At 39.0% G+C, this 11,981-nt stretch carries 11 protein-coding genes and 1 riboswitch; of the genes, 5 read left to right on the top strand and 6 right to left on the bottom strand.

Annotation, left to right across the window (positions count from 1 at the left end; genetic code table 11):
- The first annotated feature begins 41 nt into the window (after window positions 1-41).
- Window positions 42-1,943, top strand: coding sequence for an ABC-F family ATP-binding cassette domain-containing protein (locus N784_RS07245; protein WP_036833721.1), 1,902 nt, complete (start codon window positions 42-44; stop codon window positions 1,941-1,943).
- A 40-nt stretch (window positions 1,944-1,983) separates the two neighbouring features.
- Here the strand turns inward: N784_RS07245 and N784_RS07240 are convergent, their stop codons facing one another.
- Complete coding sequence (locus tag N784_RS07240) at window positions 1,984-2,448, bottom strand: DUF948 domain-containing protein (protein ID WP_036833720.1); 465 nt, start codon at window positions 2,446-2,448, stop codon at window positions 1,984-1,986.
- 22 nt (window positions 2,449-2,470) lie between these two features.
- Window positions 2,471-2,875 (bottom strand): DUF948 domain-containing protein, encoded by a 405-nt coding sequence (locus tag N784_RS07235; RefSeq protein ID WP_036833719.1) that lies wholly within the window; start codon window positions 2,873-2,875, stop codon window positions 2,471-2,473.
- Between the two features lie 218 nt (window positions 2,876-3,093).
- Here N784_RS07235 and N784_RS07230 point away from each other — a divergent pair, with 218 nt between their 5' ends.
- Window positions 3,094-3,915: a YihY/virulence factor BrkB family protein gene (locus tag N784_RS07230; RefSeq protein WP_036833717.1), complete on the top strand. Its 822-nt coding sequence runs from the start codon at window positions 3,094-3,096 to the stop codon at window positions 3,913-3,915.
- 90 nt (window positions 3,916-4,005) lie between these two features.
- On the opposite strand, the gene thiE is transcribed toward N784_RS07230, so the two are convergent.
- The 3 genes from thiE to tenA are packed head-to-tail and all read right to left on the bottom strand — an operon-like array spanning window position 4,006 to window position 6,182.
- Entirely contained in the window at window positions 4,006-4,647 is a 642-nt protein-coding gene (gene thiE / locus N784_RS07225) for a thiamine phosphate synthase (RefSeq protein ID WP_036833714.1), read from the bottom strand.
- Window positions 4,644-5,447, bottom strand: a complete 804-nt coding sequence (thiM, locus tag N784_RS07220; RefSeq protein WP_036833713.1) for a hydroxyethylthiazole kinase — start codon at window positions 5,445-5,447, stop codon at window positions 4,644-4,646. Before thiM ends, thiE begins: the two co-directional genes overlap by 4 nt.
- A gap of 36 nt (window positions 5,448-5,483) precedes the next feature.
- Window positions 5,484-6,182: a thiaminase II gene (tenA, locus tag N784_RS07215; RefSeq protein WP_036833712.1), complete on the bottom strand. Its 699-nt coding sequence runs from the start codon at window positions 6,180-6,182 to the stop codon at window positions 5,484-5,486.
- A 158-nt stretch (window positions 6,183-6,340) separates the two neighbouring features.
- Window positions 6,341-6,449, bottom strand: a riboswitch (TPP riboswitch).
- A 124-nt stretch (window positions 6,450-6,573) separates the two neighbouring features.
- Here tenA and N784_RS07205 point away from each other — a divergent pair.
- Both N784_RS07205 and N784_RS07200 read left to right on the top strand, forming a co-directional pair.
- Window positions 6,574-7,293, top strand: a complete 720-nt coding sequence (locus tag N784_RS07205) for a GntR family transcriptional regulator (RefSeq protein WP_036833710.1) — start codon at window positions 6,574-6,576, stop codon at window positions 7,291-7,293.
- A 121-nt stretch (window positions 7,294-7,414) separates the two neighbouring features.
- Window positions 7,415-8,872, top strand: coding sequence for an APC family permease (locus N784_RS07200; protein ID WP_036833709.1), 1,458 nt, complete (start codon window positions 7,415-7,417; stop codon window positions 8,870-8,872).
- A gap of 191 nt (window positions 8,873-9,063) precedes the next feature.
- Here N784_RS07200 and N784_RS07195 read toward each other — a convergent pair whose 3' ends face one another.
- Window positions 9,064-10,377, bottom strand: a complete 1,314-nt coding sequence (locus N784_RS07195; RefSeq protein WP_036833708.1) for a nucleotide sugar dehydrogenase — start codon at window positions 10,375-10,377, stop codon at window positions 9,064-9,066.
- Between the two features lie 233 nt (window positions 10,378-10,610).
- On the opposite strand from N784_RS07195, the gene N784_RS07190 reads away from it, so the two are divergent.
- Window positions 10,611-11,918, top strand: coding sequence for a UDP-glucose dehydrogenase family protein (locus N784_RS07190; RefSeq protein WP_036833706.1), 1,308 nt, complete (start codon window positions 10,611-10,613; stop codon window positions 11,916-11,918).
- Window positions 11,919-11,981: the final 63 nt, after the last annotated feature.

Below are 11,981 nucleotides of genomic sequence, written 5' to 3'. Positions count from 1 at the left end.
TAAAACAAATGTGATATGGATGAAAAGGGCGGTTACGATTAATGAGTATATTATCCGTTGAGAATGTATACAAAACGTATGGAGATAAAGAATTATTTCGAGACATTACCTTTACGATTGAACCGCTAGAACGCATCGGTTTAATTGGGGTAAATGGTACAGGGAAATCGACTTTACTAAACGTTTTAGCAGGGATGGATTCTGCAGAAAAAGGGAAGATCATTCATGCTAATGATTTTCATCTTGAATATTTGCCGCAGGAGCCTAAATTAGATCCTGCTTTAAATGTTTTGGAGCAAATTTATTATGGGGATTCCGTAATTATGAAAGCGATGCGTCAATATGAGAAGGCGATTCAACAGCTTGAGCAAGATCCAATGAATGAAAAGATGCAAGGGCAGCTTTTTAAGGCGCAGCAACACATGGATGAATTAGATGCATGGGAGGCGAATGCCGTTGCCAAAACAGTTTTAACAAAGCTTGGTATTACGGAATTTGATAAGAAAATCATCGAACTTTCAGGTGGACAAAAGAAACGAGTAGCTATTGCGAAGGCATTAATTCAGCCTGCCGATCTTCTTCTATTAGATGAACCAACGAACCATTTGGACAATGAAACGATTGAGTGGTTGGAGTCGTTTTTAAACACGTATCAAGGTTCTTTAATCGTCGTTACGCACGATCGATATTTCTTAAATCGGGTGACGAATCGGATTTATGAATTAGACAAAGGAAACTTGTACATTTACCAAGGTAACTATGAGACGTTTCTTGAGAAAAAAGCCGAACGAGAGGAGCAAGAACGTCAATCTGAAGAGAAGCGGCAAAACTTGTTACGACGTGAACTTGCTTGGTTAAGAAGAGGACCTAAAGCAAGAGGAACGAAGCAAAAGGCGCGTAAAGAACGGGCGCATGCCTTGATGGATGATGCACCAGAAACAAGTAGTGAGCAATTAGAAATAGCAATTGGGTCGAAACGGTTAGGGAATGACGTATTAGAAGTGAAGGGTGTATCTAAATCATTTGATAAGGTGTGCGTTATTAACGACTTTAACTATTTGGTTGTCCCAGGAGAACGACTCGGCATCATAGGAGCAAACGGAAGTGGGAAGTCCACACTACTCAACATAATGGCTGGTCGTATTGAATATGATGAAGGGGAAGTTGTGACAGGACAAACAGTGAAGGTAGGTTACTACACGCAAGATCATCAAGAAATGGATGAATCCTTACGCGTAATTGAGTATATCAAAGAAGAAGCAGAAGTCATTTATACGCCAAATGGAGATGTTATTACAGCAGAACAAATGCTAGAACGGTTCATGTTCTCACGCTACATGCAGTGGAGCTACATTTATCGATTATCTGGAGGAGAAAGGCGCAGACTATATTTATTACGTGTGTTAATGCAGGAACCGAATGTGTTGTTCCTTGATGAGCCTACCAATGACTTAGATATACAAACATTATCCATTTTAGAGGAATATTTAGAGCATTTTCCTGGTGTAGTCATCACGGTATCTCATGATCGCTATTTCTTAGATCGTGTCGTTGATCATTTAATCGCATTTGAAGGAAATGGGCAGATTCGACGTTTTCAAGGCAATTATACAGAATACTTAGATGTTCGCAAGGAAGAAGAAGGGGCAGCATTAGCGTTAGAACGACAACAAGCAAAGGAAGAAAAGAAAACATCACCACATAAAAAGCAAAAGCGAAAGAAATTATCTTATCATGAGCAACAAGAATGGAACACAATCGAGGATCGAATCGAGGAATTAGAAATACGATTAGAAGAAGTGCAAGAAGAAATGACGCAAACTGGTAGTGATGCCATAAAGGCTCAGCAGTTGTTAGAAGAGCAACAAGTGTTAGAAGAGAAACTAGAACACTTAATGGAGCGATGGGAAGAGCTGTCGACCATTATAGAGGGCGTGGAATAAAAAAAGGTGGCCACCTTGAGAAAAGGGGCCAACCTTCCTTTTAAGCATTTTCGTGAAATGCTTCAGCTGCTTCATCAGCGGATTTTTTTAGGATGTTGCGTTTTTGCATAATATAATATCCAAGTGCGATAGCGCCGTATAGACCATTTAAATTATGATTATTTGCAACGTCTTTTCCTTCTTTAGTGCTTTGTTTCATAGATTCTGTTACATGAACAAGTGATGAGGATAGTTTTCGAGAAGACTCCCCAATATCCCCAACAATATAAAACAGTGGGCTTAATGCAGCTAATTTCGTGTTTACATCTTCAAGTGTATCATTGCTTTTGTTTAACAATTGTCCCGTTTCTTTCATCACGCTGTCTAGCTGTTCAGGTAACTGATCAACCGTCTTATGCACACCATCTAGCACATTCGCTAATTGGTTAAGTGTTTTAGAAAGGTAAATGACTAGAATAAAGAATGCAATTCCAATAATCAGTACACCAATACCTAATAACGTCATTGTCTATCTCTCCATCCGTAAATTATTTTTTCTTAAGTGATCGATATAATGTTAAGGCTGTTTCACCCCAACGAATATATGTAGCAAGTGTATCCGTGTTTTCTTTAGCGCTTGTGTCGTATGTAGTTTTCGTCGTTTGTAGCGATTGGTGAATGTTCTCGGTTGCTTTTCCGACATCTTCAAGCGATTCGAATAAGCTGTTCGTCGCTTGAACCTTGTGTTGAACATCATCTGTAAGTTTACTAGATTGGTGAATAAGTTGTTCTGTTTCCTTAGTGATTCGATCTGTTTTTTGCACGACATCTGCTAACGTGTTATCCAAGCCAGTAATCGTATGAGTGACATGTTGAAGTGTTTTGACAACGTATAACGTTAGTATGGCAAAAGCGATAGCAATGATGAGTGCGCTAATGTAAATCAATTCCACAAACTTGTCCCTCCTTTTCTATAATATGGAGTGTTAAAGTAGATAAATAGTGGATGAAAAAAGCCAGCAGTAGATATATCCCTCTTTGTTCCCTATTATATAACAAAATAAACAACTAATGATAGCGAGGAAACGGAATCTTTCGTAATTGTTAAGAAGAATAAGCTTATATATACATGTGGATAAAGGTAAAGTAACATATTACGGAGGTGAACAAGATGCAAACGGCCCTGTATTTTGCAAAGGAATTGATTAAAGAGTTTCAGAAAGACAATGTACCTATTCTTGCAGCGGCTCAAGCTTATTATTATTTATTATCTATTGTACCATTACTCATTCTAGTATTAGCTATCGTACCTTATTTCAATATTGATCCGGATCGTGCGGTACAAATGATAACGAACTCAATTCCTGGTGAAACAGGAGCAGTATTTGAAGAAACGATTGTTGATTTAGTATCTGTACCTAAAGAAGGATTATTAACGTTTGGTATTATCGGTACTATTTGGACTGCATCAAGCGGCATGACAGCGTTTATAAAAGCGGCCAATGAAGCATACAATGTCGAAGAAACACGTTCATTTGTCAAAGTAAAAGCTTTATCGGTTTTGTTAACATTAGGGATGATTGTTGCATTAGGAGTGGCGCTACTTCTTCCTGTTTTTGGCGAGGTGATTATTCAATTGATCAATCGTATTATTTCGATTCCCGACTCTGTTATGGGTGGGCTGAGTTTCGCAAGATGGGGAATTAGTTTCGTCGTCATGAGCACGATATTAATTTTGCTCTATCGCTTTGCACCGAATAAACGATTGCCATATAAACATATATTCCCTGGAGCTTGTGTTGCAACCGTGCTATGGCTCTTGATTTCGTTAGGGTTCTCTTATTATATTAGTAATTTCGGTAATTACTCGGCTACTTACGGAAGCTTAGGAGGGGTAATTATATTAATGGTATGGTTCTTCCTCATTGGTTTAATTTTCGTAATAGGAGCTGAACTCAATATCATTTATCACCGACTTGCTGCGAACAAATAAAAACGGTCGGGAAAGCGTCTTATACATAGCTTTTCCGACCGTTTCAACATATAGCGGGCAACGTTCATTTGGCGAAGAGTCAACCTCTCCTCATGCCAGTGTTAAAATGGCTTTTAATTGTTTAGCAGCTAGTTGTGGGTAATCACTCATGCTAATGGCTGATATAAGGGAGATTCCCTCTGCACCGGCTTGAATAACATGATGCGCATTTTGCTTTGTAATCCCACCAATTCCCACGATAGGAGTTGAAATACCAGCATCCCGTATGGTGTGAATATGTGATGCGCCAACTGGTTTCTTAGCGTCCTTTTTCGTACCAGTTGGGAAAATAGGACCAACTCCAATGTAGTCAATATTATGCGTGGCAGCTTGTTTGGCTTCCTCGACAGTATGAACGGATAGACCAATGATGTTCCCCACAAACTTATGCACAACTTCCTCAATAGGCATATCATCTTGGCCGACGTGAATGCCATCTGCCTGTAATGTATTAGCCAGTTCTATGTCATCATTAACGATAAAGGGAATATTACTTTCTCGACATATTCTTTGTAGCTTTCTCCCTAATGCTACTTTCTCCGTTCCTTGTAGTGAGCCTGGTCCTTTTTCGCGGAATTGAAAGCAAGTGATGCCACCTTTTATTGCTTCCGTTAATGTAAAGGCGGGATCTAACTTACAATCTTGACTTCCCATGATGAAATATAATGGTAGAATCTGTTTCATTTCACTCATCGTACTTTCGCTCCTTGTTCAACACGTGCATGCTGATGAATTTGCTGCTCATCCACAGCAGCTAAAGCATCTAGAAAATAAACGTGGAAAGAGCCTGGTCCTTCTGCTTTGTCCACAGCTTGTTCACTTGCTATTGTGTACGTTGTAATAGCGGCAGTAGCTTTATCCACAACCTCTCCTTCCAACGTTAAAAAGGCAGTCAATACGGAACCGAGCAAACAGCCAGATCCCGTAATGGTTGCAAGCATAGGAGAGCCATTATGACAAACGATGGTTTCTTCTTTATAGGCAATCACGTCCATTTTCCCTGTTAACAGTATGAGTGTATTTAATTGTTTCGTTGCAGTTTGGGCAAGTGCTACGACATCACCATCATCAGATGAATCAACGCCACGTGCTTCCCATGGTTGGTCGATTAACGTCGCAATCTCACCTGCATTGCCTCGAATGGCAGTGAAGTGTATATCTTTTAACAGCTCCATACAAACCTGTTTTCGATATGGGGTAGCGGCGACGCCAACTGGATCAAGTACGACAGGAATATTTAATTCATTTGCTTTCTTTCCTGCCGCCTTCATGGCTTTTACCTCATTAGCAGTTAACGTACCGATATTAATTAGCACACCATCTGCTATAGATGCCATTTCAGCTGCTTCTTCCGGGGCTTTACTCATAACAGGAGAAGCGCCTAACGCATATAATCCATTGGCAGTAAAATTCGTAACGACTTCATTTGTTAAGTTGTGGATAAGTGGATTCTTTTTTCGTAAAGTTGTTAATAATTCACCTTTCACGTTCATTTCAGATGCTCCTTCTCTATCATTGTGGATAAAAATTTAAAGTGATGTTGAGGTGGCGTGCTTCGGGTTTAAATCCCAAGTTTCTACATTATATGACATCTCCCAGAAGCCCCATTCTAACTGACAACTCTTTATAAATGCATCAGTCATTGCCTTCTTTTCTCGTTCGCTCGCTCCTTCAGCCCAGCTGTCGAGGTGCCGGCGTAATTTCATTGTCGTATTCTCCATTTCCCCATCTGCATAGAAATGAATCCACTCATATAATGGGTGGTTCTCATCAGGCTTAACTTCGTCCATTAGTCGATTCCCAATTTCAAGGTACGTCCACGGACATGGTAATAAGGCAGCGAGAATTTCGCCTAAACTTCCTTCATGCGCATAATGTTTCATATGTTTAATATAGTGATCTGCACTAGGTGGAAGCGGGTAGCCTTGTAACGCTTCATAAGGAATGCCGATATAGTTACATAGATTGTGGTGAGGGTGCGTTTCACTGTTGATAACAAAGTTAATTTGCTCTGAGAAGAACGCCATATCCTTTCTGTCGTGACATTTAGAGATAGCGATTCCATAGACATGCATAAAAGCATTTAAGTACTCAAAGTCTGCTTTAACGTAATGTTTGACAGCTTCTTTCGGTACATTTCCAGCAGCAATCCCTCTTACAAACGGATGCTCTATAATGGCTTCAAAAATTGGGTCCGCCTCTTGGCGAAGTTGTTCGGTGAATGTCACTTAAATAGCCTCCTAGAATAATAAATTTGGAAGCACTAGCGGGGTGGGAGGAGGGTGATTGGCTTAGACAAGAATCCCCATAAAAAAAACCACTCCGAACTGGAGCGGTTTGGTATACAGAAGAATCCCTTCTTAACTATGGAACATAAAATTCGTCCATCCAACCGACTCCACTTCCCTTCGCTGGTATTAGCCAGATCAGGTTCAAAGGGACCAAAGCAAACGCTTTATCTCAGCCTCTTAAACGAAGCGCCCCTAGTGGACTTCCTATTTGTGTAACACTGTAACATATAATGGGATTTAATGCTAGAGGTAAACTTATTTTTTTGAAGGTAAGAGAAGCAACCACAATAATGATAATGATATAATGCTCACAAGAGGTGAATAGAGCATGCCGTTAAATTATACGAATTCAGTACCATTACATCTTCAATTGAAAGAGCGAATCGAAGGTCATATATATAGTGGTAAATATGTAGATAAAATTCCGAGCGAGCGGGAGTTAATGGACGAATATTACGTTAGTCGGAGCACAGTAAGAGAAGCTGTTGCTCAATTAGTAAGAGAAGGAGTGCTTGTAAAAAAGCCGGGGAAGGGAACATTTGTAGCGCTAAAGCCGATTAACGATTGGTTAGGAAATTTAAGTAGCACATCAGAGACTATAGAACGTATGGGGATGACTCCAGGTACGAAAATGGTCGAATCGAAAATTATTCCATTAGATGACTTTTTGCAAAAGGTGACAGGTTTACGTGAAGCTTATCATTTCGCGCGAATTCGTTATGCGAACAACATTCCTATCGGGATTGAGCGGCATTATTATCCTGTTGCTTTAGGGGAACAGCTGATGCAATATGATTTAAATAAAGAAGCGTTTTATGATTTGTTAAATAGGGAATTAGGAGTAAAAACGTTGGAAGCTGAGCAAATTATTAAGGCAATTCAGTTGTCAAAGGAAGATGCCAATTTACTTGGTGTAGAGCCGATGACAAGTGTCTTAAATGCGGAGAGAAAGATAACCGACATTGATGGCAGCTTTGTTGAATTTGAGAATGCTTATTATAGATCGGATATGTATTCCTTCAAAATTAAACTTTCTCGAAAAACGTAAGGACGTAACTAGTTGTCTAAAGGCTTTAGTTTAACTGGTACGGACGTTATGACCTCATTGCATTCCACGCTTTATGTTCAGTATTATAGACGTAATCTGTTTTTTTACGAAGGAGTTTCTTATGGAAGAAAGAACAACATTAAAGAAAACGTTAAAGCCACACTGGGTATGGGCGATTGCACTAGGGTCTTCGATTGGTTGGGGCGCTTTTGTACAACCGACGAATTGGATGGCAACAGCAGGTCCTTTAGGTGTCATCATTGGCTTTGCTATCGGTGCCTTGTTAATGATGCTTATCGCAGTAAGTTACGGTGTATTAATTAAGAGCTTCCCTGTATCTGGTGGTGAATTTGCTTACGCATATATTAGTTTAGGCCGTACACACGCCTTTATATGTGGGTGGTTTTTAGCTTTAGGGTACATATGTATTGTTGCTTTAAATGCTTCTGCATTCGTACTTATGCTTAAATTTATTTTTCCTGTATTAATTGAGAATATACCGCTATATCAAGTGGCAGGCTGGGATGTTTATTTAACGGAGATCGTCATTGCTTCTGTTATGCTAGGTGTTTTTGGTTTCTTAAATATGAGAGGAACTGGTTTATCTGGTCGCATGCAATTCATTTTCTGTTCTATTATGGTAATCGGTGTAGTTGTCATTACGGTTATGGTCGGTGTACAACCTTCGACTGAATTAGCGAACATACAGCCATATTTCCCAGCAGATACAACTGCGTTAGCTGCTATTATATCAATTGTAGCAATTGCGCCGTGGGCTTATGTTGGATTTGACAATATTCCACAAGCTGCAGAAGAATTTAACTTTTCTTCTAAGAAGGCATTTAGTTTGATTATTTTAGCGATATTGTTTGCTGCTTTACTATATAGCTTAATGATTATTGCTACTGCGATGGTTTCTCCTTGGCAAGGTTTAGTTGACGAGAGCCATTTATGGGGAACAGCAGCAGCTATTGAGGGGTTATTAGGTACAGCTGGATTAGTTGTATTAGTGACGGCACTGACGATGGGGATATTTACAGGTTTAAATGGTTTTATCATTTCAACGAGCCGTTTGCTGTTCGCCATGTCACGTGCGAAAATTTTGCCAGAAGCTTTCTCTAAGTTACATCCGAAATATAAAACGCCTTATTTAAGTATTATCTTTACAGTTGTTATTGCTATGTTAGCGCCGTGGTTTGGGCGTGAAGCGTTGTTATGGGTCGTAGATATGTCATCTATTGGGGTAACGATTGCTTATTTCTATACGTGCTTTACAGCGTTTAAATTGTTCAAGGTGAAGCGAGATGAGTCATTTAATCAAGATATGAATATCGTCTCACCATTTAAGAAAATGATTGCTCTTGTAGGTATGATTGCAAGTTTAACATTTTTAGCCCTATTGCTGTTCCCAGGTTCACCAGCTTACCTAGGTGTCCAATCAAGAATAGCATTAGTAGCATGGATTGCAGTAGGAGTCATTTTCTATTTAGTGAAACAAACGGATATGAAGCGTATATCGACAGAAAGGCTAAACTATTTAATCTTAGGTATGAAAGAAATTAAATTGAAAAATGATTAGTGAATAGTGGAATGATAACAAAAAAATAGCTTTATCTATCCAAAAAGCTAAAACGATAATAAATGAGCTGTATGAAACAAGAAAAAAAAACACTTCTAACGTCGCATGTAATGACAAGCGACATTTGGAAGTGTTTTTTTTCATTTCCTCTTGCTTTGGCAGTTCCTATCAGAGAACTGTCGTTTTTTCGTTTATAGGCTCCAATATTGATAACCTTCTGCTTCGCATTCTTTCTGGGAAAAGATGCTTTTTACATCGACTAAAACGCGTTGTTCATTTTTATATAGACCTTTTAAACGTTCAGGTGTATAGGTTTCTTTAAATTCATTATGCGGTACAGCCATAACAACGGCATCTAAGTCGTGCATTTCTTCTTTCTCTACTAAACGAATACCAAACTCGCGTTGAACAGCATCTTTCTCGGCAACAGGGTCGTGAACCAGTACTTCTACATCGTATTCTTGTAGCTCATGAATAATATCAATGACTTTCGTGTTACGTACGTCAGCGACATTTTCTTTGAACGTAAGACCCATCACAGCGATCCGAGCACCATTAATATCTTGTTTCGCTTTAATCATTTGTTTAATAATGTTACTTGCAATGTATTTGCCCATATCATCGTTAATTTTTCTACCAGATAAGATGATTTGAGAGTGGTAGCCTAATTGTTCTGCTTTATATGTGAAATAGTAAGGATCGACGCCGATACAATGACCGCCAACCAATCCTGGTGTAAATTTCAAGAAGTTCCATTTAGTTCCTGCTGCTTCTAGTACAGCATTTGTATTGATGTCCATCTTGTTGAATACCATGGACAATTCGTTCATAAAGGCGATGTTAATATCGCGTTGAGAATTCTCGATTACTTTGGCAGCTTCAGCAACTTTAATCGATTCTGCTTCATGAATACCAGCTTCAATAATTGATCCGTATACATCTGAAATCTCTCTTAATGCTTCTTCATCAGAACCAGAAACAATCTTTGTAATCTTCGTAAGGGTATTTACTTTATCTCCTGGATTAATGCGCTCAGGAGAATAGCCTACTTTAAAGTCTTCCCCAAAGGTTAAGCCGGATTCTTTCTCTAATATAGGAATACAAATTTCTTCTGTTGTGCCTGGGTAAACAGTAGATTCATAAACAACGATAGAGCCTTTTGTGAGGATTTTACCAATTGTTTCACTCGCCTTAATCACAGGGTTAAGGTTCGGTGTTTTATCCGTATTAATTGGTGTTGGAACAGCAATGACGTGAAATTTGCATTCTTTCAGGAAATCAGGATCATTTGTAAATGTCATCGTCGTATTTTGAACGGCTTCATCACCAACTTCTTCTGTAACGTCAACACCGTTTAAATATTGCTTTAATTTCTCTTCGTTTACATCAAAGCCAATAACATCATATTTTTTAGCGAACTCAACAGCGATAGGTAGACCGACATAGCCAAGTCCAATAACAGATAGTTTGTCTTTTCTTGAACGAATATTTTCAAACAAGCTCATAGTAGTTAGCCTTCCTTTTTCTAGTTAGATTTATATATAACATCATAACCTTAATATCATTGTCTTGTATAGTAAATAGTATGTGCCAAAAAAGGTAACGTTTTATGACAAGCACTACTTCGATTGGATACGCTGAATGCATGTGGTAAACTTAACAATGGTATGAATGGAATTTACAATGAAAGAGGAACATATAAGTTTAATCCTGTTAAATGAGGAAGGAGTGAGTACCGATGGATATTGCGGTAATCGGTGCTGGGTATGTTGGTTTAGTGACAGGTGTTTGTTTATCAGACCTTGGCAACCAGGTCACCTGTATAGATATTAATGAAGAGAAGGTAGCAATGCTAAAACGTGGGGAAAGTCCCATTTATGAAGAAGGCTTAACAGAACTGCTGCAAAAGAATATACAACGAGGTAATTTAGATTTTACGACACAATATCGGGAAGGTTTAGCTAATAAACGCGTCATCTATATTGCTGTTGACACACCTCAATTAGAGGATGGTTCTGCAAATCTAACGTATATTAACAAAGCTACGGCGTCGATTGCTGAACATTTAGATCATGACGCGATTATCGTCACTAAGAGTACGGTTCCTATGGGGACAAATGAATATATTAAAGAGCGCATGGAATCGTTGTTAACGCATGATATTACCATTAAGATTGCTTCGAATCCAGAGTTTCTACGTCAAGGTTCTGCTGTGTATGACACATTTAATGGCGATCGTATAGTCATTGGTTCTGACGATGAGGAAGCAATGCGTGTGTTGACGGAGATTAATGAAGGGTTTAACTTACCGATCGTCCAAACAGACTTGCGAAGTGCAGAAATGATTAAATATGCATCGAACGCTTTTTTGGCAACGAAGATTAGCTTTATTAATGAAATTGCTAACTTATCGGAGAAGACAGGTGCGAATATTCAACACGTTGCCAAAGGAATGGGAATGGATAAACGAATTGGAAGTGCGTTTCTGAATGCAGGTATTGGCTATGGGGGCTCTTGTTTTCCGAAGGATACGAATGCGTTATTATCAATCGGGGAACAGGTGAATTATTCCATGCCGATTTTGAAGAATACCGTTTATACGAACGAACGGCAAAAGGGCATAATTGTTGATAAAATGCTGGAACGCTTTGATTCATTAGAAGGGAAGAAGATTGCGATACTAGGCGTTGCTTTTAAGCCGAATACGGACGATATGCGCGAGGCACCTTCCATTCTAATAACGAAACGTTTACTAGAAGAAGGCGCCAACTTACGAGCGTATGATCCTGTTGCGACTGTGAATGCCAAAACCATTCTTTCAGAGGAAATAGAATTTACCACTAGCGTTGATGAAGCAGTAAAAGGGGCAGACGTGGCGGTTATTTTAACGGAGTGGGAAGATATTAAACATTACCCGTTAGAAAAATACAAGCAGCATTTGTCACATCCTATTCTTTTTGACGGTAGAAATTGTTTTACAGTAGATGAGGTAAAAGGACAAGGTGTGGAATATCATTCGATTGGCCGTCCGACAATACAAGCGTAAATAAATAAGAGGAAGAAGTCTGATTGAAGGCTTCTTCTTTTTGTGATGAGTTTCCTATTCTCC

It is taken from the genome of Pontibacillus litoralis JSM 072002 (assembly GCF_000775615.1).
Lineage (GTDB): Bacteria > Bacillota > Bacilli > Bacillales > BH030062 > Pontibacillus > Pontibacillus litoralis.
The sequence above is the reverse complement of the archived record's forward strand: the minus strand, read 5'-3'. Positions and strand labels throughout refer to the sequence as shown.